Source organism: Rahnella sp. Larv3_ips (assembly GCF_003697865.1).
Lineage (GTDB): Bacteria > Pseudomonadota > Gammaproteobacteria > Enterobacterales > Enterobacteriaceae > Rahnella > Rahnella rivi.
This window is the reverse complement of the sequence record NZ_MJIB01000021.1, coordinates 536,732-560,386: the sequence shown is the minus strand read 5'-3', so window position 1 is coordinate 560,386 and position 23,655 is coordinate 536,732. Positions and strand designations below refer to the sequence as shown.

Sequence of the window (23,655 nt, the reverse complement as noted above, 5' to 3'; positions counted from 1 at the left end):
CAGGTGAAAAACCGGCGGGCATTTTTTTATGGCTATAGCGGAAGTGGCTAAAGCACCAGCGCGTTACAGCGGCGTATAAATATCAAACCGGTGGCTTTTGGTGACCACGGCGGCCTGGGCAGGAATATCGGCCATCGGCGGGGCGTAATCCGGGCGTTTCACCACGATGCGTTTTGTCGCTAAACGCCGCGCCGGTTCCAGCAGGCCATCGGCATCTTCATCCGGGCCGACGAGTCCCTGAAACACCCGCATCTCTTTCTTCACCAGCGCACTTTTCTGTTTGTGCGGATACATCGGGTCGAGATACACCACTTCCGGCTTCGGGGAAAGCTCAGAAAGCGCCGTCAGGCTTGAAGCGTGCAGCAGCGTCATGCGCTCACGCAGCCACGGACCGATTTCCGCATCGCGATAGCCACGCGCCAGCCCGTCATCAAGCAATGCCGCCACGACCGGATTGCGCTCCAGCATCCGCACCCTGCAGCCCAGAGAAGCGAGCACAAACGCATCGCGCCCCAGCCCTGCGGTGGCATCGACGACATCCGGCAGATAGCGGCCTTTAACACCGACGGCTTTCGCCACCGCTTCACCGCGTCCGCCGCCGAATTTACGACGGTGCGCCAGGGTGCCGCCGACGAAATCGACAAAAATCGCGCCGAGTTTGGGCTCGTCGCGTTTGCGTAATTCCAGACGTTCAGGCGTCAGCACCAGCGCCATCACGGCATCCGGATCAGACGTCAGATTCCAGCGCTGCGCCAGAACAGATAAGGCGCCTTCATCGGCGCCTTCTTCACACAGTAAACACACACTCACAGGCAGAGGTTATCCTTTGATTCCATAGTGGCGCAGCATAGCATCCAGCTGCGGCTCACGCCCGCGGAAGCGTTTGAACAGCTCCATCGGCTCTTCGGAACCGCCGCGCGACAGAATGTTATCGAGGAACGACTGACCGGTTTCGCGGTTGAAAATCCCGTCTTCTTCAAAGCGGGAATACGCATCGGCAGACAGCACTTCCGCCCACAGATAGCTGTAGTAACCAGCCGCATAACCGCCTGCAAAGATGTGGCTGAAAGCGTGCGGGAAACGTCCCCATGACGGTGACGGCACCACGGCAACCTGCTTCTTAATTTCTGCCAGCGTTTGCAGGATTTGCGCGCCTTTGGCCGGATCATATTCCGCATGCATACGGAAATCGAACAGGCCGAACTCCAGCTGACGAAGGATAAACAGCGCCGCCTGATAGTTTTTCGCCGCCAGCATTTTATCCAGCATCTCTTTCGGCAACGGTTCGCCGGTTTCGAAATGGCCGGAGATGAACGCCAGCGCGTCCGGCTCCCAGCACCAGTTTTCCATAAACTGGCTTGGCAGCTCGACGGCATCCCACGGCACACCGGAAATACCGGCCACTCCCGGGGTGTCGATGCGGGTCAGCATATGATGCAGGCCGTGACCGAACTCATGGAACAGCGTGGTGACTTCGTTGTGCGTGAACAGCGCCGGTTTATTGCCGACCGGACCGTTGAAATTACAGGTCAGGTACGCGACCGGTTTTTGCAGCTCGCCGTCAGCTTTACGCAGGCTGCCGACGCAGTCATTCATCCATGCGCCGCCGCGTTTGTGCTCGCGGGCATACAGGTCGAGGTAGAAGCTGCCGCGCAGGTCGCCGGTTTCATCGAACAGGTCGAAGAAACGTACGTCTTTGTGCCAGGTTTCCACGTCTTTGCGCTCTTTGGCGGTGATGCCGTAAATACGTTTCACCACTTCGAACAGCCCTTCCAGCGCGCGCTGTTCAGGGAAATAAGGGCGAAGTTGCTCGTCGTTGATGGAGAACAGATGCTGTTTCTGTTTTTCACCGTAGAACGGCAAATCCCAGGCTTCCATTTCATCCACGCCGAAGTGTTCTTTGGCGAAGGCGCGCAACTGCGCCAGCTCCTGCTCACCCTGCGGGCGCGCGCGCGTCGCCAGACCGCTGAGGAAGTCGATCACCTGCGCCGGGCTTTCCGCCATTTTGGTGGCGAGGGACATGTCCGCGTAAGAGTCAAAGCCCAGCAGCTGCGCCAGTTCATGACGCAGCGATAAAATCTCCGCCATCACTTCGCTGTTATCCCACTTACCGGCGTTAGGGCCCTGATCGGAGGCGCGGGTGCCGAATGCGCGGTACATTTCTTCGCGCAGCGCACGGTTTTCACCGTAGGTAATCACCGGCAGATAGCTCGGGATATCCAGCGTCAGCAACCAGCCTTCCTGCTCTTTCGATTCGGCCAGCGCTTTGGCAGCCGCCAGCGCGCTTTCCGGCAGACCTTTCAGGTCGTTCTCATCCGTGATGAGTTTGCTCCAGCCCATGGTGGCGTCGAGCACGTTGTTGCTGTAAGTCGAGCTAAGCTCGGACAGACGCGCGGAGATTTCACCGTAACGTTTCTGTTTTTCCATCGGCAAGCCAATGCCGGACAGCTCGAAATCACGCAGCGCGTTATCAATGGCTTTTTTCTGCGCCACGGACAGCGTGTTGAAATGCTCGCTGGCTTTGAGATCGCAATAAGCCTGATACAACCCGGCATGCTGACCCGCCCAGGTACTGAATTCGGATAAAATCGGCAGGCACTGCTCGTAAGCTTCACGCAGTTCCGGGCTGTTTTTCACCGCATTCAGGTGGCCGACCGGCGACCAGATACGCCCCAGACGATCGTCACTTTCTGCCAGCGGCTGACACAGGTTTTCCCACGTATAAGGCGCACCTTGCGCGACCACGCGTTCGATGGTCTGGCGGCTTTCTTCAATCGCAGACTTCATCGCAGGGACAATATGTTCAGGTTGGATCGCAGAGAAAGGCGGCAGGGAGAACGGTTTTAAGAGCGGATTCGACGCGTTTTGCTGTTCAGTCATAGGGCCAGTCCTTCGTAATAGCGTTTGGGGCTGATGCGTCTGTGGCGCACCACGCCGTGAATTCGGATCGTCTTAAAGATGACGTAACTTCTAACATGCGGTCAAGTGACGGGGAAATCAAGGGTGGCGCCGATATCGCCCGGCAGGCACAGATATTCATGTTATCAATCACTCCCGCTCGAATTATCATCCTGCAGCAAGACCTGCCTCGCATTTTTCATCTTTGTCTGTGCCTGCCCGCTAACCCTTATTTACAGCAAGGTTATTCGTGTTAACTTCCTGTCATCTGGCATATGCCAGTACGGTTTTTCAACAACACAGGGAGTCAGCAGGGAATGAAAACACTCAAGATTGTCACGCTGGGCGGCGGCTCAGGTTACACACCGGAACTGATCGACGGCTTTATCCGCCGCCACGCCGAATTACCGGTGTCGGAATTCTGGCTGGTGGATATTGCCGCCGGCGAAGAAAAGCTGAATATCGTGGGCGCGCTGGCACAGCGGATGGTGAAAAAAGCCGGTATCCCGATGACGGTCCATCTGACCACCGACCGGGAAACCGCGCTGCGTGATGCGGATTTCGTCACTACCCAGCTGCGCGTCGGCCAGCAGGAAGCCCGCATTCACGACGAGGCCATCCCGCTGAAATATGGCGTTCTCGGGCAGGAAACCACCGGCGCGGGCGGGTTTATGAAAGCGCAACGCACCATTCCCGTGCTGTTAGAGTTGTGCCGCGATATGGAAAGGCTGTGCCCGGAGGCGTGGCTGATCAATTTCACCAACCCGGCGGGGATTGTCACCGAAGCCATCGAAAAATATTCGTGCATCAAAACGCTGGGGATTTGCAGCGGCGCGAACAGCATGATGATGGATATCGCGAAGGTGTATGACGTGCGCCGCGAAGACGTATATGCCCGCGTGATGGGGCTGAACCACCTGATTTTTGCCGATCAGATCGCCGTCAACGGCCACGACGTTACGGCAGAATTTATCGAAAAGCTGGCACAGGGCAACGATCAGCATCAGTTGAAAAACATTCCCGACACCGGATTGCCGCCCGCCTTTATCCGCGCACTCGGGCTGTATCCCCTTTCCTACCTGAAATACTTCTATTTGCGCCGTGAAATGGTGGCGCACAGCGTACAAGACAGTCAGACGCACGGCACACGCGGAGAACAAACGCGCGAAATTGAGCGCCAGCTTTTTGAAATCTATAAAAACCCGCAGCTTGAAAGTAAACCCAAAGAACTGGAAAGCCGCGGCGGCGCGTATTACTCAGACACTGCCTGTTCGATCATCAGCGCGATTTATAACAACCGGCAGGAAATCCACGTCGTGAATACGCGAAATCGCGGTGCCACGCCGGATCTTGACGAAAATAGCGTGGTGGAAACTAACGCGGTGATTGACCGTCAGGGCGCGCATCCGCTGGCGTATGGCCGTTTACCGTCGAAAATCCGCGGCCTGATCCAGAGCGTCAAAGCGTTCGAAGAACTCACGATCGACGCTGCCGTCACCGGCGATTATTCCACAGCATTGATGGCGCTCTCGGTGCATCCGCTGATGCCGTCCGTGGATATCGCCGAAAAAATTCTCGACGAATACCTCGCGGTAAACCGGGCTTATTTACCTCAATATGATTATTGAAAGACAGGTAAAACCTCATGATGAAATTTTTGGAATCACGCGTTGTCCCCTCTCTGGTGAAAGTGGGCGAAAACGTTATTCTGGTCGCCGTCAGAAACGGCATTACGCTGACGCTGCCGTTTATTATTTCCGGCAGTATCTTCTTAATTATCGCCAATCTGCCGATCCCCGGCTGGACGGAATATTTAGGCCAGTTCGGCACCGCGCTGAATGTGCCGGTCATTGTGACCTTCGGGGTGATCGGATTAATGTCGGCCATCGGCATCAGTTACAATCTGGCGAAACATTACAAGCTTGACGGACTGATGTGCAGCGGGATCACCGTCGCCGTATTTCTGATGGCGCAGCTTAACGATGAATATACGTTAAACGTCGATAATCTCGGGGCGTCCGGTCTGTTCTCGGCCATTATTCTTTCAGTGCTGACCGTCTATATCATTCGCTTTTTTATCGAAAATAAAATCTATATCCGGCTGCCGGAAAACGTTCCTCCCGCCGTATTACAGTCCTTTATCGGCGTCATTCCGGCGTTCGTCTGTCTGGCGCTGGTGTGGTTTGTGCGGGTGATCCTGCATTTTGATATCAACGCATTTTTCACGCTGATCTTAAGCCCGCTGGTCATCGGCCTGGGCACCTTGCCCGGTATGCTGGTGCTGGTGTTTCTCATCTCGCTGCTCTGGTGCTGCGGCATTCACGGTACCAACGTGCTCTCCGGCATTACCGCACCGATATTTCTCAAGTTTATTGTCGAAAATACTCAGGCCTATCTCAGCCACCAGCCAATACCCCATATCTTTGCGGAAGGTTTTTATAACTTCTTTATTTGCACCGGCGGGTCCGGCGCGACGATGGGACTGGTGCTGGCGATGATGATGTCGAAAAGTCGTTATTATAAATCGCTGGGCCGGATGTCTTTTGCGCCGTCGCTGTTTTGTATTAATGAGCCGGTCATTTTCGGCGTGCCGATGGTGTTTAATCCGCTGATGATGCTGCCGTTAATTATCACGCCGATGCTGCTTTGCACCCTCTCCTGGTTCCTGATGGCGTTTAATATTATTGGCCGCCCGGTCTTGCAGATCCCGTGGACCATGCCGCCCTTCTTCAATGCCTATTTTGCCACCGGCGGGAATATTCCGGCAGCCATCTGGTCAGGCGTCATGATTATTATTTCAGCAATGATCTATTATCCCTTCTTCCGCGTGCTGGAAAAGAAACAGCTGGCGATGGAGCACAGCGAACAGCCTGTTCCGGCTTTGCCGGTCAATGCATAAATCTTAACGACAAGGAATACATCATCATGAAGATAAACTGTGCGTTTGTAGGATTCGGAAAAAGCGCAACGCGCTACCATCTGCCTTACGTTTTGCAGCGGCGCGACACCTTTGCGGTTCGCACCATTTTTGATATCACCCGTCGCCCGGACATTGAGCAAGAAGAGGCTTATCAGGGCATCCGCTTCACCTCTGATCTCAATGATATTCTGCACGACGAAAGCATTACGCTGGTGACCCTGTGTACCCCGCCGCAAACCCATTATGACTATGCGAAAATCTGCCTTGAGCACGGAAAGAACGTCATCGTCGAAAAGCCGTTTACCCGCACGCTGGAAGAAGCACGGAGCTTATTTGCGCTGGCTGCGGAAAAAGGGCTGACGGTGACGCCCTATCAGAACCGGCGTTTCGACAGTTGTTTCCAGGCGGTGAAAAAAGTCATCAACAGCGGCGTGCTCGGTAATATTGTTGAGTTCGAAAGTCATTTTGATTACTTCCGCCCTGACGCCCCCGATGCGCCGGCCGATTATACCCACGGCGCTTTTTACGGGCTGGGCGTTCATCTTGTCGATCAGGTGGTCAGCCTGTTCGGGCGGCCGGAATGTGTGCATTACGATATCCGTTCGGTGCGAAATAAAAATAACCCTGACGACACCTTTGAACTGCAGCTTTATTACGGCAAAACCAAAGCCATTGTTAAATGCAGCCATCTGGTGATGCAGCCTTACCCGAAATTTATTCTTCACGGAGAAAAAGGCTCCTTTATTAAACTCAATATCGATCAACAGGAAACCTGCCTGAAAGCCGGGAAATTACCGGGTACCGCAGATTTTGGTCAGGAAACGGAATATGGCGTGCTGAAATATCTGGATGAACACGGTGAAACCATTACCGAACGTGTCGATGCGGGCAACGGCGATTATGGCCGCGTTTACGATGCGGTCCATGCCACCTTATCTCAGGGACAGCCGCCGTATGTGCCTGCCGCAGAGGTGATGACCACGATGGAAATTCTGCATCGTGCGTTTGAACAGCCGGCACCGGCGCTGATCCGCCTGCGATGACACGCGCGCAGACCGGGAGCCTGCGCTTCCGGTCTGCGGGGCATCTGTCTATACTGCTCAAAAATAAACCCTGACATGAAGAAGTTACGCCCATGGCCGCCCGCTACATTGATATCAAAAACAGCCTGAAACAGGCGATCCTCAATAAAGAGTATCGGGTCGGTGACAAAATTCCTTCCGAGCGCGAACTGGCCCTGCGTTATGAAGTGACGCGCGTGACACTGCAAAAAGCCATGCACATGCTGGAACAGGAGGGCTTTATCGAACGTATTCATGGCAAAGGGATGTACGTCACCAAAGTCATCGAAGATAACGTTTATCTGCTCAATAACGGTACCAGTGATTCTATTCTCGGTTTTTCTCGTGAATTCAAAGATGACGTGAAAGTGTCCAGCCGCTTAATCAGCCTGCATACCCTCAAAGCCGGGGAATATATCGCCAGCCAGCTGGATATTCATGAAGACGACGAAGTGCATTATATTCGCCGCGTCCGGCTGGTGGACAATATTGCGGTGCTGATCGAAGATTCCTATATTCCCTGTACAATCATCGACATTATTCCTGAGTCCGTTTTACAAAACGGCTCGTTATATGAATTCATTGAAAATAAAACCGGCAGGAAAATTAAATTCTATAACTCCGTGATCGAGGCCTCGCTGTTTGATGACGCGCTTTCCGCGCTGCTGGCGTGTGAAACCGGCCTGCCGATGCTGAAAGTGTCGGGCATTACCAAACTGGAAGACGGAAAAACCTTCAATTACTCAATCAGTTATAACCGCGCAGACAAATTCAAAATCAAGAACAGCTGGGTGGGGAAGTAAGATCACGCCTGCAACGTGAAGTATGAAGAGGGCAAACAGTTTATACTGTCGCCAATACGCCACTCCGGAACATGATATTTATGCTGAGTTACCGCCACAGTTTTCACGCTGGCAACCATGCCGACGTCCTGAAACACACCGTTCAGAGCCTGATCATCGAGTCTCTGAAAGAAAAAGAAAAACCCTTCCTTTATCTCGACACCCACGCGGGTGCCGGGCGCTATCAGCTGAGCGGCGAACACGCCGAACGCACCGGCGAATATCTGGAAGGCATCGCGCGCATCTGGCAACGTGATGATATTCCTGAAGAACTGGCGGCCTATATGTCCGTCGTCAACCACTTCAACCGCAACGAAAGCCTGCGTTATTATCCGGGCTCACCGCTGATTGCCCGTCAGCTGCTGCGCGAAGAAGACAAACTGCAACTGACCGAGCTGCACCCGAGCGATTTCCCGCTGCTGCGCAGTGAATTCCAGAAAGATGACCGCACCCGCGTTTCGCGTAGCGATGGCTACCAGCAGCTGAAAGCCCAGTTGCCTCCGCTGTCGCGCCGTGGCTTTATCCTGATGGATCCGCCGTACGAACTGAAAACAGATTATCAGGACGTGGTGAAAGGCATTCAGGAAGGCCACAAGCGCTTTGCCACCGGCACTTACGCGCTGTGGTACCCGGTGGTCATGCGCCAGCAGATCAAGAAAATGCTGCGTGATCTTGAAGCGACCGGCATCCGCCGCATCCTGCAAATCGAGCTGGGCGTGCGCCCGGACAGCGATCAGCGCGGTATGACGGCTTCCGGCATGATCGTCATCAATCCGCCGTGGAAGCTCGAGCAGCAGATGAACAACGTGCTGCCGTGGCTGCTGAAAGTGCTGGTCCCTTCCGGTACCGGTCACACGACGGTCAAATGGGTTGTGCCTGAGTAAGTAAAGAATTGCCCTTCGCCGGGACCTTTTTCTAAGGTCCCGGCTATCAAACCTATTGCAGCCATCGATCCAAACTTTGCGACAAAATGCATTCACGCGCTAAACTCACAGCAATTTTTAAGATTAGCGACGCCGGTATGGCGTTCTTCATTTTTGACAACTCATGGAAAATCCGATGACCAAACATTATGACTATCTGGCAATTGGCGGCGGCAGCGGCGGTATCGCATCAATCAACCGTGCAGCCATGTATGGGAAAAAATGTGCGCTGATCGAAGCTAAAGAGCTGGGCGGCACGTGTGTCAACGTGGGTTGTGTCCCGAAAAAAGTCATGTGGCACGCCGCGCAAATCGCTGAAGCGATCCGCAACTACGGCCCGGATTATGGCTTCGATACCACCGTTAACAGCTTTAACTGGAAAACGCTGGTCGCCAACCGTACCGCCTACATCGACCGTATCCACACCTCGTACGATAACGTGCTGGGCAAAAACAACGTTGACGTGATCAAAGGTTTCGCGCGTTTCGTTGACGATCATACCGTGGAAGTGAACGGCGAGAAGATCACCGCGGATCACATCCTGATCGCCACCGGCGGTCGCCCGAGCCACCCAAATATTCCGGGTGCAGAATACGGCATCGATTCCGACGGTTTCTTTGATCTGACGGAAATGCCAAAACGCGTTGCCGTCGTCGGCGCGGGTTACATTGCGGTAGAAATCGCCGGTGTGATGAACGGCCTGGGTGCTGAAACTCACCTGTTCGTGCGTAAACACGCGCCGCTGCGTACTTTCGATCCGCTGATGGTCGATACGCTGGTTGAAGTGATGGAAGCCGAAGGTCCGGCGCTGCATAAAGAATCCATTCCGAAAGAAGTGGTGAAAAATGCCGACGGCAGCCTGACGCTGAAACTGGAAAACGGTCAGGAATTTGAAGTCGACAGCCTGGTCTGGGCGATTGGCCGCGAACCGGAAACTGACAACTTCAACCTGAAAGCGACGGGTGTGAAAACCAACGAAAAAGGGTATATCGTCGTCGATAAATTCCAGAACACCAGCGTAAAAGGGATTTATGCCGTGGGCGATAACACCGGTGCGGTTGAACTGACTCCGGTTGCCGTTGCCGCAGGTCGTCGTCTGTCTGAACGTCTGTTTAACAACAAACCTGACGAGCATCTGGATTACAGCAACATCGCCACCGTCGTGTTCAGCCACCCGCCAATCGGCACGGTCGGCCTGACCGAACCGCAAGCGAAAGAGCAGTTCGGCGAAGAGAACGTGAAAGTGTATAAATCTCAGTTCACTGCCATGTACACCGCCGTTACGCAGCACCGTCAGCCGTGCCGCATGAAACTGGTGTGCGTGGGTGCGGAAGAGAAAATCGTCGGTATCCACGGTATAGGTTACGGCATGGACGAAATGTTGCAGGGCTTCGCCGTCGCACTGAAAATGGGCGCGACTAAGAAAGACTTCGACAACACCGTCGCTATCCACCCGACCGGTGCGGAAGAGTTTGTGACTATGCGTTAATTCGCGCCCTTGCGACGCTAACGCGATGCAGTAAAAAGGCTTCAGATCTGCGGATCGGAAGCCTTTTTTTGTTGCCGTTAATCCAGCAAAATCACCTTCGAACTGTCCGCCTCGAACAGCGGCTTGCACAGGATTTTATAACTGTCGCGGTCGAAATGCGGAACGGCCATGTCGAAGGCTTTTGCCGCCTCCAGCGTTTGCACCGTTCCCAGATAAAACCAGTGATTGATGACGTGATAATCGGTTACGCCATTGGCTTCTTCGGCAATAGCAATCCGGCCAGGATAGGGCCAGCTGCGGATTTTCAGGGCGCTGAGCGCCTCTCTGAGACGCGCCTGATGCGCCTGCGGGGATTCTTTTCCACAACAGACACCGGCACATTTCCCCAGTGAATAGCGGAAGCACGCGCGGTTTTTTGTCAGCTTCTCCAGCCCCAGCGCGCCGTAACACAGCTTTTCCTGATCGGCGATATCACGGATTTTCTCGACCGCCGACATCTTGGTTTTAAACAAGCCGAACAAATCGTCACTGTGCGAGAAATCCACTTCGTTGCTGAACACGATACTCGCGCTTAGCGCCTCAAGCCGGATCGAACAGAGCTTGCGGGCGGTGCGCAGACGTTTATTAAACAGCGGACGCCGGGTTTTGATCAGATCCGATTCCAGCAATAACGCCCCGACTTCGCCGATGGTTTTCACATAATCGATATCGCGGGTCATGTGGAGCAACTTGGCTTCGGCAGGATTACGAAAATGCGACATCACGCGGCTGCGGATATTCACACTCTTGCCGATATACAGCGGAAAAGCGTTGTCGTCACCATAGAAAATATAGACACCGCTGCTGCTGGGTAAATTTTCCAACGTATGACGAAGATGTTCAGGGTATTGATAAAGCTCGGTAAAAAGCTCTTTTTCGGGATTCCACAAAATGGCTGACCTGCTTTCTGTGATGACTTTTCTCTGATAACGACAGCGTATAAAAAACAGCCGAATCATACTGGCGTTTTATACAGTCTTCAACCTTTGCAGGGCAAACAATGTGTAAATTTCGGGCGACGAAACATTACGCCTGTGTGCGCATCTCAATATATTCCTGTCCTCTCAGTAAGTTGGCTAAGGCGGCCTCGCGGATATCGCGCTGATCGGAGTGTATCCACTGATACAAATTATCAATGTTATCGAAGCGCACGAGCAGGGTGTAGGTGGTTTCACCGTGAACCGGCCGCAGGATGTTCACATTCTGATAACCGGGAAACCTTGCCGCATCCGCCTTCAGCGTCTCCAGCCAGCATTCATAGTCCGCGAGCTTATCCCGCTGTATGCAGTGGGTGATCACCAGAGTCATGTGGTCAGGTTGATGCGGATAGGTCATCGGATATTCCTTCTCATTCACCGTTGTTCTGGTTAACTGAATGTTGCGTTATATTCATAAACGATACGAAACCAGCACCCTCATTGATAACGAAAATATTTTGGGGTGTTGTTAAACAATTTTTGGGGTGGGAAAAATAATGCGATTAAGCCTTGAAGCGCTGCTGATCCTGGATGCGCTGGACAGACACGGCACCTTTGCGGCCGCCGCGGCCAGACTGTTTAAAACCGCCTCGGCACTGAGTTATACCGTGCAGAAGATGGAAAGTGATCTGAACATCAAACTGCTGGACCGCTCCGGTCATCGCGCGACATTCACTCCCACCGGCCGCCTGATGCTCGAAAAAGGCCGCGTACTGCTGCGCGCCGTCAGTGAGCTGGAACAACAGGCGCAGTACGTCGAAAGCGGCTGGGAAAGCAAACTGACCCTCAGCGTTGATGCCTCCGTTCCCTTCGCGCTGCTTGCACCCCTGATCGACCGGTTTTACGCCGAACATCAGCATACCCAATTGCTGTTTCGCCACGACGTGCTCGCCGGTTGCTGGGAAGCGCTCAGTTATGGCGAAGCCGACATTGTCTTTGGCGCCGTGCAGGAACCCCTGACCCGCAGCGGTATCGAATATCGCGCCATCGGCTGGCTGGAATATGTGTTTGCCGTTGCGCCCCACCACCCGCTCGCCGCAATGCCGGAACCGCTGGTGCGTGAACACATCCGCCAGTATCGCGCCGTTGTCGTTCACGACACCTCCCGCCACGGCGCAGGCGCTGATTTACGCGTGCTTGATGAGCAGAAAATGCTGAGCGTGCATGACTTTAACGCCAAAGTGCATGCACAAATTGCCGGGCTGGGTTGCGGCTATCTGCCGCGTTATCTGGCCGCACCGCATCTGGAAAGCGGTGCGCTGGTTGAGCGTCGTCTCGATACCGAACCCCGCCGCGACCAGGCGTTTATGGCCTGGAACGACAATGCCACCGGCAACGCTGCCATGTGGTGGCGTGAGAATTTGCAGAACTTTGACGGGCTGAGCACCGTTTATAGCCCGGAATAACCGGGCTGCCATACCAGAATTACCCCTGACGCTGTGGCGCTTTGTGCACCATCGTGTAGGCATAATCGACGCCCATGCCGTAGGCACCGCTGTGTTCACGCACCAGATCCATAACGGCGTCGTAGGTTTCTTTGCGTGACCAGTCGCGCTGGTATTCGAGCAGAACCTGCTGCCAGGTCACCGGCACTGCACCGGCCTGCACCATACGGTCGATGGCGCGTTCGTGGGCATCCACGCTGGTGCCGCCGGAGGTGTCGGTCACCACATACACTTCATACCCTTCTTTCAGCGCCATCAGCGCCGGGAAAGTCAGACACACTTCGGTCCAGAGGGCGGAGATAATCAGTTTTTTGCGCCCTGTCGCTTCAACGGCCTTCACGAAGGCCGCGTCTTCCCAGGAATTCATTGAGGTACGTTCGACAGGTTTCACATCAGGGTGCACCGCCAGTAATTCCGGCCAGATATAACCGCTGAAGCTTTCCGTTTCGACCGAGGTGTAAATCACCGGCACGTTAAAAACCTTGCCCGCTTTGGCGAGAGCGACCGTATTATTTTTAAGCTGCTGGCGATCAATATTCGCAACGCCGAATGACATCTGTGGCTGATGGTCGATGAAAATCAAAGTGGAGTTCTGTGGGTCCAGCAGATCGAATTTAGACATTTTCATTTCCTCTCAGAGTGCATTGTTGGGTTGTGTGTTTGTATTTAATGTTGTGTTGTTGTGCTGCTGGAATTAAAAATAGGGCAGGAGTGTAAAAGCGGATAGCGGAAAGAATTTGGCAACTTGTTCAGATTTTTTTGACAGACATTTTTTTCTGTAAAGAGTAAAAAAATCCTCTTATTTTCATGCCTATAGGTACAACAAGATTTCTTAACGACATGTTAAAGATAACCTGTCATCACTCTTTACCCCTGGCACCTCATAGTATTTTCAACACGACACATGACCCGTTTAAAACCTGCCAAACCACTGCGGAGAAAAGATAAAAATGAGCACATTCAGTACTCAGGATGGCACGCGGATTTATTTTAAAGCGTGGGGAAAACGAAAAGGCATTCCCGCCACGGAATGCCTTTTTATTTTGGTCAAATTCAAAAACAAGCCGTCATGCCACCGGCAGTTTATCCAGGATCGCCTGCGCGGTATTCACGTCTGTCACTAATGAATTGATCATGCCCGAACGCACCGCGCCGATAATTCCGGCGGCTTTTTCCGGCGTGGCGGCGACGCCGATGGTCAGTGGCGTTTTGCGCAACTGTTCAACCGAAGCCGCAATCATCCGCTCCTCACCTTCCCAGTGTAATAATTCACCGGATTCCGTGAAGTAGTGGCGCAGCACGTCACCCGCGGCATCGCTCAGCGCCTGTTCGCCCGGCGTGGCAGTGGTGGATTCGCTCGGTTTCGGCGTGTGGGTCAGCCCGATGCCGACGATCGCTGCATCCAGCTTATCCCACAGCGAAATGATTTCCTGCACGCTGCGGTCAGCGAGAAAGGCATCACGCAAAGGTGCCGAGGAAAGATAAGGCGCATGTAAAAAGTACGGTGTGCCTTCCATCTGTTCCGCCGCACGGCGGACGAACTCGGTGATCTGAAAATGCGGTGCAGACTGTTGCATCCCGCCGTTCAGCGCCACGGTCATGATCCCCGGCAGACGCGGCATACCGGCCAGCGTCACTTCGCGCACCGCCCTTCCCCAGCCGATGCCCAGCACCGAGCCGGCACCTAATCCGGCGTCCTGAAGCAGCGAGGCCAGCGGCGTTGACAGCGCACCGAGCACATTCCCCGGCGGCGCATCGACCACATAGGCCTGCTTCAATCCGAGGCGCTTAACCAGGTCTGATGTCATGTCTTCCGGCGAAGATAATCCCACCACTTCGATGCGCACGATGCCCGCCGCACGGGCCTTATTGAGCAATCTTGAGATGGTGGCCGTCGACACATCCAGCTTGCGAGCAATCTCCACCTGAGACATATCAGACTCGTAATGCAGCTTAGCCACTAAATGCATCATGGCGCGCGTTGCTGCAATATCTTGCAAAATTGGCTCTTTCAGCTTGAAATTCCTTTCAGTAATGAATTACACTCAAATTGTCGATTGAGGGATTATTGCGCAACACCTGTAAAAATGCAATGTACCGGATCGGGCTTCAACCCTTGCAAACCGGCGTGTTACGCGACTTTCCGCCCCTTTTCATCAGGGGGCTAAAGACAGAACGTCCAGTGTAATCGAGATTTTTTCATCTGTAATAAATTTCACGCAAAGGAGAGTTCCATGTCAAAAATGTCTACTTCAGAATTACGCAGCTATCAGCAAATTTGTGGCAAGAATGGCGCGATGCTGGTGATCGCCTGTGACCAGCGCGGTGCCATGCGCAGCCTGCTGGCCAGCGACCCGCAGCAACAATCCGCCATTTCAGAACACGAACTCGGGCTGATTAAAGCCGACATCACCCAATACCTCGCCAGCAAAGCCTCCTGCGTGCTGGTCGATCCGGTCTGCGCCGTGCCGCAACTGGTGGATGACGGCATTATTGCCCGCGATACTGCCCTGCTGATCGGCCTTGACGCATCAGGCTGGGATAATTCACCGGAAGGCTACCGTCTGTCCCGACTGGTGGCGAATGTCGATGCGCGCCGCGTGCGTGAACTGGGCGCCACAGGCGGCAAAATCATGGTCTACCTGCGCGCTGATCAGGAAGAAGCCAACCGCCATAACATTGGAATTCTGCATCAGTGCATCGAAGATTTTGCCCGCGAAGACCTGCTGCTGGTGGTGGAGTTCCTGACCTATAAACTCGACAACGAAACCGAGGAAGAATATAAAGAAAAAGTCCCTTCACTGATCTATGGCGGCACTAAGATTTGCCTGGAGTGCGGTGCGAAGGTGCTGAAACTGCCTTATCCGGGCTCGAAACAAGCCTGTGCCGACATCACTGAACTCGCCGGCGACGTGCCATGGGCGGTGCTTTCCGCCGGGGTTGATCATTCCACCTTCCTCAAACAAGTGGCGGATGCCATGAGTGAAGGCGCATCGGGCGTTATCGCAGGGCGTTCATTGTGGAAAGACTGCATTTCTCTCGACCGCAGCGCGACCAAATCCCGCCTTGAATCCCTTGCGGTACCGCGTCTGAACGAACTTCAGGCCGTGATCCAGCAATACTTCAAGGCTCCGGTACCTCATAAAACTGAACAGGTGGAACATGTCTGAAAACAGAAGCGCCGCACGAAATGGCTTTGCCGGTAAACGCGTTATCCTGGTTAACGGGATCCCCGCATCGGGTAAAAGCCGGCTCGCCGTTGAGCTTTCTGAACAGAGTGGCTGGTTGCAGTTGTCGCTCGATGGCATTAAAAACCCGTTTTTACAGCGGCTGCAAAATGTCGATCGCCCGTTTAACCGCGTACTGGGCCAGGCCAGTTATCAGGTGATCTGGGATATCGTCGCAGGCGCGCCGGACGGCAGCACATTTATTGTCGATGCCTGGTTTGGTTTCCAGCCAAAAGACGTGTTGCACACCTATTTGCAGCAGGCTGGCGTGACACAGGTGCTGGAAATCTGGTGCCAGATTGATGCAGAACGGGTCGCGGAACGTTTTGCCTCGCGAGTGGGCGAACGCTTAGCGGGACATGTCGGGGCAGAATATATTCCCGAATTAAAAATTCTTGCAGGAAATGCGCAGCCAATGGCATTAGGACCGGTATATTCTGTGGATCAAAATAATGTTGATGAGAATAGACCTGTAAATATTGTTGTTATTCACGAATGGATAATAAATTCATTCCATACCCAAACACAATAAACCGGAAAGGGAAATATTGCGTTACTGAACAAAAAACATGACGTGTTTTATTGTCACAGACATTAATTCCGACACATCGTTTTACATTCTTATCTTGGATAAATGAAAAGCTTTATTTAGTCACCAATAGAACTGGACAGATCACAGTTTTTATTTAAATTAAATATCATACTGAGAAAAGCCCCTATTCATGTAAAGAGGTATTATGTTAAGCGACTGGATTAATGAAAATAACACCAAGATAATTCCGAAAACAGAAGACTGGAAAAGTGCCGTCGCGTTAGCGGTGCAACCGTTAATTGATTCCGGTGCGGCGGAAAGTCGTTATCTTCAGGCTATATATGATATGCACCGGGAAATCGGTCCTTATTATGTGTTGGGCGAAGGCATTGCTATGCCGCACGCCCGGCCCGAAGAGGGCGTCAACCGCACGGCGCTGTCGCTGGTGATTGTTTCACAAGGCGTCGAGTTCGGCAGTGAAGATAACGATCCGGTGTACGTTATTTTCGCGCTGGCCGCCGTGGACAGCCATTCGCACATAGAAATGATTGCCAGTCTCTCTCATCTTTTCTGCGACGATGAGGCCGCGAAAAAACTGAAAGAGAGTAAGAACACGCAGGAAGCCTTAGAGATTATCCGGCAGTTTTAAACGTGAAGTGAAGAGAGATGACCATCAACCGATATTCATCATCTACAACAATCATCACCTACAAAATGCGTAAGGGAGTCTTATGAAAAAGTTATCTATCCTTGCAGTCTGCGGCGCAGGTCTGGGCAGTAGTTTTGCCTGTGAAATGAGTATCGAAGCCGCATTAAAAGATTTAGGTGTCGAAGCCGATTTATCACATTGCGATATTTCCAGCGCCACCTCTACCCGGGCAGATATTATTATGACCGGCGAAAACTTCAGATCACAATTCCAGCATTACACCATCAAAGCCAATATTATTTACCTGAAAAGGCTGGTGGATAAAAATGAAATAAAAAGCAAACTGACACCCGTTCTTCAGGAAATGGGTCATCTGGCTATCTAATAATAAAAAATAATATCATCCAATAGAACAACTCTACATCTCTACTACAGGGGACGCTTATGTCTTTCCTTCACTTTATTGTTAATGATGTATTAGGCCAGGCATCAATATTAATATCGCTGATTGCGATGATTGGCTTGATCGCATTGAAAAAAAGTCCCGGACAAATTATTACCGGCACACTGAAAACGCTGCTGGGTTTTTTAGTCCTCCTTTCCGGGGCGAGCATTATTGTTAATGCGCTGACTTTTTTGGGCGAAATATTCCAGAAAGGTTTCCATATGCGCGGCATCGTGACTGACGTCGGGTCGATTGCCGGGATCGCCCAGCAGACGCTCGGGCGTGAAACCGCCTTAATTATGGTGCTGGCGTTTATCGTCAATATCCTGATTGCCCGCCTGACCCGCTTTAAATATATCTTCCTGACCGGCCAGGCCTCCTTGTGGATGGCGACCGTCTGTTCGGTCATCGGTTATATGGGTGGCCTGCGCGGTGTGGAGCTGATCGTAACCGGTGGGGTGATAGCCGGGGTGATGGCGGTCGGTATGCCGGTACTGGCACAACCGATTGTGCGCAAAATTACCGGTTCCGATGATTTTGCGCTCGGCCATTTCTGCACCATCGGCTATATCGTGCAGGCGGGTGTGGCGAAAATCACCGGCGACGTCAGTAAGAGCACCGAAGATTTTGAGCTGCCGCAGTCCCTCTCATTCCTGCAGGACACTTATCTGTCGATGATGGTGGTGATGATCCCGATTTACCTGATCCCCGCCGTCGCCGCAGGCCCGGAAGTTGTCGCGCCTTTCGCCAATAACGTCAACTATCTGGTCTATTCCTTCCTGCAATCGGTTCAGTTTGTGGTGGGTGTGTATGTTCTGCTCTCTGGGGTGCGCCTGTTGCTGGCTGAAATCGTCCCGGCTTTTCGCGGGATCGCCCTGCGCATCGTGCCAAACGCCATTCCTGCGCTCGATTGCCCGGTGCTTTTCCCTTACGCCCCTAACGCGGTGATCATCGGGTTTATCTCCACCACCATCGGGTCGGTCATCGGCATGTTCCTGTTCCCGAGCCTGGGACTCGCGATGATTTTACCGGGCATGCTGACCAACTTCTTCGCAGGCGGCACGGCGGGCATCTTTGGTAACGCCGTCGGCGGACGTCGCGGGGCGATTATCGGCGGTATCTTCCACGGCCTGTTTATCACCTTACTTCCGGCGCTGCTGCTGCCTCTGCTGGGCAAATTCGGCTTCTCGAACGTGACATTCAGCGACTCGGATGTCATCAGCGTCGGGCTGGTGTTTGGTCATATTCTCAACTTCTTCCATTAACCGCGCGGAGGTCATCTTTATGGATACACGCATTGAGCAAATTTTAGCGCAACAGCTGCCGCCGCAGGAGTCGGCCAAAGCGCTCAACGAGCTGGGAAAACAGTATCAGGAACAACAGGAACTGGAGGCGGCGATCGCCTGCTGGGAGCAGAGCATGGCCTGTTACGGCAAACCTGGCTTTGCGCAGGCGCAACTGATGAAGGCCTATAACGCGCGGCGGCGTGAGTGCTCAGAGGCCGGAGACGGCAAAGGGCTGGAGACGTATTCGCAGAAAATTGACGCGCTGATGCAACAAAGTAAGGATGCGATCCGATACGGATTTTGAGACAAAAAAGCCAGAACTCAGGTTCTGGCTTTTTACATTCATACGTCCGGGTACTTTACGGGTTCAGCGATTTCGTTCGCTGCGCAAAGCTCTTGCGTAATTTTTGCAGTTTCGGTGGGATCACCGCCATGCAGTAACGGTTCTGCTGCCCCGCGCCATCCCAGTAATTCTGGTGATAGCCTTCGGCCACGTACACCTCACCCAGCGGTTCGATGCTGGTCACAATCGGATCATTGTGATCGTGCTGCGCGCGCAGGATGGCGGCTTCCGCCTCGGCTTTTTGCTGCTCATTTGCCGGGAAAATCGCCGAACGATACTGCGTGCCGACGTCGTTGCCCTGGCGGTTAAGCTGGGTCGGATCGTGCGTCACAAAGTGGATATCCAGCAGATCGCCGTAGGTCAGTTTTTCCGGGTCAAATCCCACGCGGATGGCCTCCGCATGGCCGGTGGTGCCGGTGCACACCTGCTCATAGTTCGGATTCGGACGACGCCCGCCGGTGTAAATACTTTCCACCGACTCCACGCCGATGACGTCTTTGAACACCGCTTCCGTACACCAGAAACAGCCGCCACCAAAAATAGCGTATTCGATTGTCATACAGACTCCTTCACTCAGGGGGTAGAGGAAATATGGGGACGGATAAGGCTGACATAAAGGTATGGCATTAAAAAAAGGGAATGTGAAATGCTTATCGCCGGTAAATTATATTATTTTGCTTTCTCTTATTTCCCTGCAAATAGTGATGATATTCCGTCTGATTGATCTGCCTTTTTTTTCATGGCAGACTCACTGGCATTGAAATACATGGAATTCCCCCTATGAAAGACGTTATTGAAGGTTTTCTCAGATTCCAGAAAGAAGCGTTTCCGCAACGCTCTAAGTTATTCAAACAACTCGCTTTAAACCAAAATCCTAAGACCCTGTTTATATCCTGTTCTGACAGCCGTTTAGTGCCGGAATTAGTGACCCAGCGTGAACCGGGCGAACTGTTTGTTATCCGTAATGCCGGTAACATTGTGCCACCCTTCGGGCCGGAACCGGGCGGCGTATCGGCAACGGTGGAGTACGCGGTGATGGCGCTCGGCGTGAAAGATATCGTTATCTGCGGGCATTCCAACTGTGGCGCGATGAGCGCAATCGCCAACTGCACCTGTCTGGATCACATGCCCGCGGTCGCCCACTGGCTGCGTTATTCCGATGCGGCGAAAGCCATCAACGAAGCCTCTGAGCACGAATCCCCTGAAGCGCGCGTCAACGGAATGGTGCATCAGAACGTGGTTGCTCAGCTGAGTAACCTGCGCACGCACCCTTGCGTTGCGGTCGCGCTGGCGAAAGGTCAGGTTACCCTGCACGGCTGGGTTTATGATATTGAATCCGGGTGTATTGATGCATTTGATGCGAAGAGCAGCACCTTTATTTCACTTTCAGATAATCCTGAAGTCAGGGCCAGTTAATTAAAAAATCCGGCATATCGGCTTGCCGGATAATAATACGGAATCTATCCCAACAGGTTCCGTATTATAAATCAGCGGGTTAAGCATTTTTATTTTTTCCTCCGCACCTTTCAGCCGACATTATTTCCCTGCCTGAACGACACTTAAGCGCTTTCTCCTTCAATGCCACAGCGAGAATATTTCATGCCTGTTATCACGTTGAGCCGTCTGGCTGATTTGCCTGCCGCACAGTGGGATGCGCTGGTGCCTGCGCAACAGCCTTTCCTCAGCCATGCATTTTTATCTGCGCTGGAAGACAGCGGCAGCCTGGGGCCACATTCCGGCTGGCGTCCTGAACATCTGCTGTGGCAGGAAAATGGCGACATCCGCGCCGCCATTCCCGGTTACCGTAAACGTCATTCTTACGGCGAATACGTGTTCGACCAGGGCTGGGCGGATGCCTGTCAGCGTTCGGGCATCGCCTATTATCCGAAATGGCTGGGCGCGGTGCCGTTCAGCCCGGTAACGGGCGCCCGTTTGCTGGGCGATGACTCTGCGGCCTTGCGTTTGTTGCAAGCGTTGCCGGAGTATCTGGTGGAAAACGGCCTGACCGGCGCGCACATCAATTTCACCGATGAACGCGCCAACCGGCTGATCGGCAGTGAAGCCGTGTGGCAGCACCGGCAGGGCTTGCAGTATCACTGGCAGAACCGCGGTTATCGTGATTTTCAGGATTACCTCGACGCCCTCACCTCGCGCAAACGTAAACAGTTCCGCAAGGAGCGCGAACAGGTGGCGGCGCAGGGCATCGAGTTTATCTGGCTGAAAGGCACCGACGTGACTGAAGCGCAGTGGGATTTTGTCTACAGTTGCTACAGCAATACTTACGCCGTGCGCGGCCAGTCGCCGTATCTGACCCGCGCTTTCTTCAGCCTGCTGGCGGAAAGAATGCCGGAGGCGATCCGTCTTGTGGTCGCGCAGCAAAACGGTCGCGACGTGGCGATGGCCTTCAGCCTGATCAGCGGCGATACCTTTTATGGCCGCTACTGGGGCTGCGTGGCAGAGTTTGACCGGTTGCACTTCGAAACCTGTTTTTATCAGGGTATGGAATACGCGATTGCCAGCGGGCTGGCGCGCTTTGACGCGGGGGCACAGGGCGAACACAAACTGCTGCGCGGCTTTGAACCGGTGATCACCGACTCGTGGCACTATTTACGGCATCCGGGTTTACGCGATGCCGTGGAAGATTTTTTAGTGGAAGAACGTGCCGGCGTGCAGCGCTGGGCCGATGAAGCCCGTGAGGTGCTGCCCTACCGGCACGCATAGAGCCTTAATCCATCCCGACAAATCCGCCGGTCTGATGTTGCCACAAGCGCGCGTAAAGGCCGCCGTGCGCCAGCAGTTCGGCGTGGTTACCCACCTCAACAATCTGCCCTTTTTCCAGCACCACCAGACGGTCCATTTTGGCGATGGTCGATAAGCGGTGGGCGATGGCAATCACCGTTTTACCGCCCATCAGCGTCTCGAGACTTTCCTGAATTGCCGCTTCCACTTCTGAATCCAGCGCCGATGTCGCTTCATCCATGATCAGGATCGGTGCGTTTTTCAGTAACACGCGGGCGATGGCAATACGCTGACGCTGGCCGCCGGAGAGTTTAACGCCGCGTTCACCGACATGCGCGTCCAGCCCGGTTCTGCCCTGCGAATCATACAGTTGCGGTATAAATTCATCGGCACGCGCCTGACGGATCGCCAGCTGCAACTCCTCATCGGTGGCGCCCGGCCTGCCGTAAAGCAGGTTATCGCGGATTGAACGGTGCAGCAGCGAAGTGTCCTGCGTAATCATGCCGATTTGCGCGCGCAGGCTCTGCTGCGTGACCCCGGCAATGTCCTGCTGATCAATCAGAATGCGCCCGCCGTCGATGTCGTAGAGCCGCAACAGCAGGTTCACCAGCGTGGATTTCCCCGCGCCGGAAGGGCCGATCAGACCGATCTTCTCACCGGGGCGGATCGCCAGATCCAGATTCTGGATCACCCGGGCGCCTTTGCCATAGTTGAAATCGATGTGATCAAAGTGGATCGCCCCCTGATCCACCTTCAGCCCTTTCGCCTGTGGTTTATCGGTCACGGTCAGCGGCTGCGCGATGGTGTGCAGACCGTCCTGAACCGTACCAATGTTCTCGAAAATCCCGTTCACCACCCACATGATCCAACCAGACATATTCACGATACGTATTACCAGACCGGTCGCCAGCGCAATCGCCCCGACGCTTATCAGCGACTGCGTCCATAACCACAAGGCCAGCCCGGTGCTGCTGACAATCAGCAGACCGTTCAGCGTGGTAATGGCGAACGCCATACCGGTTAACAGCCGCCCGGCGAGCTGCGTTTTATACGTCTGTTCGGTGATGGCCTCACGCGCATATTGCTGCTCCAGATCGGTGTGTGCGAACAGCTTTAGCGTCGAGATATTGGTGTAGCCGTCAACGATACAGCCCATCAGCTTCGAGCGCGCTTCAGAAGACTCGACCGAGCGCTGCTTCACCCGAGGCACAAAGAACCACAGGCAAATCGCGTAACAGAATATCCAGATAATCAGCGGGATCATCAGCCGCCAGTCGGCTTCGGCAAACAAAAACAGTGCGCTGGCGGCGTAGATCACCACGTGCCAGATGGCATCCACCATCTGGACTGCGGAATCGCGCAGCGAGCTGCCGGTCTGCATGATGCGCTGGGCGATGCGCCCGGCGAAATCACTCTGAAAAAAGTTCAGGCTCTGCTTCAGCACATATTTATGGTTTTGCCAGCGGATCATGCTGGTCATACCGGGCGTCAGCGTCTGATGTACCAGCAAATCATTCAGCCCGAAAAACACCGGCCGCAGGATCATCGCCACCGCCGCCATCCACAGGAGTTCCCCCATGTGCTCGGAGAAAAAACTGCCCGGCGGTGTGTCTTTGGTGAGATCGATAATCTGGCTGAGGTAGCTGAACAGCGACACTTCAATCAATGACGCTACCAGCCCGACCACCAGCAATACCGCAAAACTCGGCCAGACCTGGCGCAGATAATAGAGATAGAAAGGAAAGACTTTGTCAGGCGGCTCCCCGCCCGGCGCCTCACGGAAGATGTCGATCATTCGCTCAAAACGGCGAAACAGCATGGTGATCCCCTTTTACTTGTC

The 23,655-nt window shown here is 53.7% G+C and carries 23 protein-coding genes; 15 read left to right on the top strand and 8 right to left on the bottom strand.

The window, feature by feature from the left end; translation table 11 throughout:
• Positions 1–63 precede the first annotated feature (63 nt).
• Together rsmJ and prlC are read right to left on the bottom strand one after the other, a co-directional pair.
• Positions 64–810: a 16S rRNA (guanine(1516)-N(2))-methyltransferase RsmJ gene (gene rsmJ / locus ED901_RS22075; protein ID WP_122097256.1), complete on the bottom strand. Its 747-nt coding sequence runs from the start codon at positions 808–810 to the stop codon at positions 64–66.
• 9 nt (positions 811–819) lie between these two features.
• A complete protein-coding gene (gene prlC / locus ED901_RS22070) occupies positions 820–2,880 on the bottom strand; it encodes an oligopeptidase A (protein ID WP_122097255.1) in 2,061 nt (686 codons plus the stop codon).
• A 335-nt stretch (positions 2,881–3,215) separates the two neighbouring features.
• Between prlC and ED901_RS22065 the strand changes: the two genes are divergently transcribed.
• From ED901_RS22065 to gorA, 6 genes are all read left to right on the top strand, one after another.
• Positions 3,216–4,526 (top strand): 6-phospho-beta-glucosidase, encoded by a 1,311-nt coding sequence (locus ED901_RS22065; RefSeq protein WP_122097254.1) that lies wholly within the window; start codon positions 3,216–3,218, stop codon positions 4,524–4,526.
• Between the two features lie 17 nt (positions 4,527–4,543).
• Positions 4,544–5,797, top strand: a complete 1,254-nt coding sequence (locus ED901_RS22060) for a PTS sugar transporter subunit IIC (RefSeq protein ID WP_122097253.1) — start codon at positions 4,544–4,546, stop codon at positions 5,795–5,797.
• Positions 5,798–5,823: 26 nt separating this feature from the next.
• A complete protein-coding gene (locus ED901_RS22055) occupies positions 5,824–6,861 on the top strand; it encodes an oxidoreductase (RefSeq protein WP_122097252.1) in 1,038 nt (345 codons plus the stop codon).
• Positions 6,862–6,953: 92 nt separating this feature from the next.
• Positions 6,954–7,682 (top strand): GntR family transcriptional regulator, encoded by a 729-nt coding sequence (locus ED901_RS22050; RefSeq protein ID WP_122097251.1) that lies wholly within the window; start codon positions 6,954–6,956, stop codon positions 7,680–7,682.
• 80 nt (positions 7,683–7,762) lie between these two features.
• Positions 7,763–8,605, top strand: coding sequence for a 23S rRNA (adenine(2030)-N(6))-methyltransferase RlmJ (locus ED901_RS22045; protein ID WP_056775575.1), 843 nt, complete (start codon positions 7,763–7,765; stop codon positions 8,603–8,605).
• A gap of 175 nt (positions 8,606–8,780) precedes the next feature.
• A complete protein-coding gene (gene gorA / locus ED901_RS22040) occupies positions 8,781–10,133 on the top strand; it encodes a glutathione-disulfide reductase (protein WP_056775578.1) in 1,353 nt (450 codons plus the stop codon).
• Between the two features lie 77 nt (positions 10,134–10,210).
• On the opposite strand, the gene cho is transcribed toward gorA, so the two are convergent.
• Positions 10,211–11,062 (bottom strand): excinuclease Cho, encoded by an 852-nt coding sequence (gene cho, locus ED901_RS22035; RefSeq protein ID WP_056777147.1) that lies wholly within the window; start codon positions 11,060–11,062, stop codon positions 10,211–10,213.
• 136 nt (positions 11,063–11,198) lie between these two features.
• Positions 11,199–11,507 (bottom strand): transporter, encoded by a 309-nt coding sequence (locus ED901_RS22030; protein WP_122097250.1) that lies wholly within the window; start codon positions 11,505–11,507, stop codon positions 11,199–11,201.
• A 139-nt stretch (positions 11,508–11,646) separates the two neighbouring features.
• Between ED901_RS22030 and ED901_RS22025 the strand changes: the two genes are divergently transcribed.
• The gene (locus ED901_RS22025) at positions 11,647–12,555 is read left to right on the top strand and encodes a LysR family transcriptional regulator (protein ID WP_122097249.1); all 909 of its coding nucleotides are present in this window, start codon (positions 11,647–11,649) and stop codon (positions 12,553–12,555) included.
• Between the two features lie 19 nt (positions 12,556–12,574).
• Here the strand turns inward: ED901_RS22025 and ED901_RS22020 are convergent, their stop codons facing one another.
• A complete protein-coding gene (locus ED901_RS22020) occupies positions 12,575–13,216 on the bottom strand; it encodes a hydrolase (protein WP_056775586.1) in 642 nt (213 codons plus the stop codon).
• 445 nt (positions 13,217–13,661) lie between these two features.
• Positions 13,662–14,594 carry a sugar-binding transcriptional regulator gene (locus ED901_RS22015; RefSeq protein WP_056775589.1) on the bottom strand — a complete coding sequence of 311 codons (933 nt, stop codon included), beginning with the start codon at positions 14,592–14,594 and terminating at the stop codon, positions 13,662–13,664.
• 234 nt (positions 14,595–14,828) lie between these two features.
• Here ED901_RS22015 and ED901_RS22010 point away from each other — a divergent pair, with 234 nt between their 5' ends.
• From ED901_RS22010 to ED901_RS21985, 6 genes are all read left to right on the top strand, one after another.
• Positions 14,829–15,764, top strand: a complete 936-nt coding sequence (locus ED901_RS22010; protein ID WP_122097248.1) for a tagatose-bisphosphate aldolase — start codon at positions 14,829–14,831, stop codon at positions 15,762–15,764.
• Entirely contained in the window at positions 15,757–16,353 is a 597-nt protein-coding gene (locus tag ED901_RS22005; protein WP_122097247.1) for an AAA family ATPase, read from the top strand. The genes ED901_RS22010 and ED901_RS22005 overlap by 8 nt, the downstream gene beginning before the upstream one ends.
• A 205-nt stretch (positions 16,354–16,558) precedes the next feature.
• On the top strand, positions 16,559–17,002 hold the full coding sequence (locus ED901_RS22000) for a PTS sugar transporter subunit IIA (RefSeq protein WP_056775596.1): 444 nt from the start codon (positions 16,559–16,561) through the stop codon (positions 17,000–17,002).
• A gap of 82 nt (positions 17,003–17,084) precedes the next feature.
• Positions 17,085–17,387 carry a PTS sugar transporter subunit IIB gene (locus ED901_RS21995; protein ID WP_056775602.1) on the top strand — a complete coding sequence of 101 codons (303 nt, stop codon included), beginning with the start codon at positions 17,085–17,087 and terminating at the stop codon, positions 17,385–17,387.
• A gap of 59 nt (positions 17,388–17,446) precedes the next feature.
• Complete coding sequence (locus ED901_RS21990) at positions 17,447–18,712, top strand: PTS sugar transporter subunit IIC (protein ID WP_056775606.1); 1,266 nt, start codon at positions 17,447–17,449, stop codon at positions 18,710–18,712.
• A 19-nt stretch (positions 18,713–18,731) separates the two neighbouring features.
• Complete coding sequence (locus ED901_RS21985) at positions 18,732–19,037, top strand: hypothetical protein (RefSeq protein WP_122097246.1); 306 nt, start codon at positions 18,732–18,734, stop codon at positions 19,035–19,037.
• Between the two features lie 55 nt (positions 19,038–19,092).
• Here ED901_RS21985 and msrA read toward each other — a convergent pair whose 3' ends face one another.
• On the bottom strand, positions 19,093–19,635 hold the full coding sequence (gene msrA, locus ED901_RS21980) for a peptide-methionine (S)-S-oxide reductase MsrA (RefSeq protein WP_122097245.1): 543 nt from the start codon (positions 19,633–19,635) through the stop codon (positions 19,093–19,095).
• 221 nt (positions 19,636–19,856) lie between these two features.
• Between msrA and ED901_RS21975 the strand changes: the two genes are divergently transcribed.
• Positions 19,857–20,492 carry a carbonic anhydrase gene (locus ED901_RS21975; protein WP_056775618.1) on the top strand — a complete coding sequence of 212 codons (636 nt, stop codon included), beginning with the start codon at positions 19,857–19,859 and terminating at the stop codon, positions 20,490–20,492.
• A 183-nt stretch (positions 20,493–20,675) separates the two neighbouring features.
• A complete protein-coding gene (locus tag ED901_RS21970) occupies positions 20,676–21,797 on the top strand; it encodes a GNAT family N-acetyltransferase (RefSeq protein WP_122097244.1) in 1,122 nt (373 codons plus the stop codon).
• 4 nt (positions 21,798–21,801) lie between these two features.
• Here ED901_RS21970 and ED901_RS21965 read toward each other — a convergent pair whose 3' ends face one another.
• The gene (locus ED901_RS21965; protein WP_122097243.1) at positions 21,802–23,634 is read right to left on the bottom strand and encodes an ABC transporter ATP-binding protein; all 1,833 of its coding nucleotides are present in this window, start codon (positions 23,632–23,634) and stop codon (positions 21,802–21,804) included.
• Positions 23,635–23,655: the final 21 nt, after the last annotated feature.

Excerpts from the sequence above, each read along its gene's own strand:
- prlC (WP_122097255.1), bottom strand. The coding sequence starts at position 2,880 with ATGACTGAACAGCAAAACGCGTCGAATCCGCTCTTAAAACCGTTCTCC.
- ED901_RS22065 (WP_122097254.1), top strand. The coding sequence starts at position 3,216 with ATGAAAACACTCAAGATTGTCACGCTGGGCGGCGGCTCAGGTTACACA.
- ED901_RS22060 (WP_122097253.1), top strand. The coding sequence starts at position 4,544 with ATGATGAAATTTTTGGAATCACGCGTTGTCCCCTCTCTGGTGAAAGTG.
- ED901_RS22055 (WP_122097252.1), top strand. The coding sequence starts at position 5,824 with ATGAAGATAAACTGTGCGTTTGTAGGATTCGGAAAAAGCGCAACGCGC.
- ED901_RS22050 (WP_122097251.1), top strand. The coding sequence starts at position 6,954 with ATGGCCGCCCGCTACATTGATATCAAAAACAGCCTGAAACAGGCGATC.
- ED901_RS22045 (WP_056775575.1), top strand. The coding sequence starts at position 7,763 with ATGCTGAGTTACCGCCACAGTTTTCACGCTGGCAACCATGCCGACGTC.
- gorA (WP_056775578.1), top strand. The coding sequence starts at position 8,781 with ATGACCAAACATTATGACTATCTGGCAATTGGCGGCGGCAGCGGCGGT.
- ED901_RS22030 (WP_122097250.1), bottom strand. The coding sequence starts at position 11,507 with ATGACCTATCCGCATCAACCTGACCACATGACTCTGGTGATCACCCAC.
- ED901_RS22025 (WP_122097249.1), top strand. The coding sequence starts at position 11,647 with ATGCGATTAAGCCTTGAAGCGCTGCTGATCCTGGATGCGCTGGACAGA.
- ED901_RS22020 (WP_056775586.1), bottom strand. The coding sequence starts at position 13,216 with ATGTCTAAATTCGATCTGCTGGACCCACAGAACTCCACTTTGATTTTC.
- ED901_RS22010 (WP_122097248.1), top strand. The coding sequence starts at position 14,829 with ATGTCAAAAATGTCTACTTCAGAATTACGCAGCTATCAGCAAATTTGT.
- ED901_RS22005 (WP_122097247.1), top strand. The coding sequence starts at position 15,757 with ATGTCTGAAAACAGAAGCGCCGCACGAAATGGCTTTGCCGGTAAACGC.
- ED901_RS22000 (WP_056775596.1), top strand. The coding sequence starts at position 16,559 with ATGTTAAGCGACTGGATTAATGAAAATAACACCAAGATAATTCCGAAA.
- ED901_RS21995 (WP_056775602.1), top strand. The coding sequence starts at position 17,085 with ATGAAAAAGTTATCTATCCTTGCAGTCTGCGGCGCAGGTCTGGGCAGT.
- ED901_RS21990 (WP_056775606.1), top strand. The coding sequence starts at position 17,447 with ATGTCTTTCCTTCACTTTATTGTTAATGATGTATTAGGCCAGGCATCA.
- ED901_RS21985 (WP_122097246.1), top strand. The coding sequence starts at position 18,732 with ATGGATACACGCATTGAGCAAATTTTAGCGCAACAGCTGCCGCCGCAG.
- msrA (WP_122097245.1), bottom strand. The coding sequence starts at position 19,635 with ATGACAATCGAATACGCTATTTTTGGTGGCGGCTGTTTCTGGTGTACG.
- ED901_RS21975 (WP_056775618.1), top strand. The coding sequence starts at position 19,857 with ATGAAAGACGTTATTGAAGGTTTTCTCAGATTCCAGAAAGAAGCGTTT.
- ED901_RS21970 (WP_122097244.1), top strand. The coding sequence starts at position 20,676 with ATGCCTGTTATCACGTTGAGCCGTCTGGCTGATTTGCCTGCCGCACAG.
- ED901_RS21965 (WP_122097243.1), bottom strand. The coding sequence starts at position 23,634 with ATGCTGTTTCGCCGTTTTGAGCGAATGATCGACATCTTCCGTGAGGCG.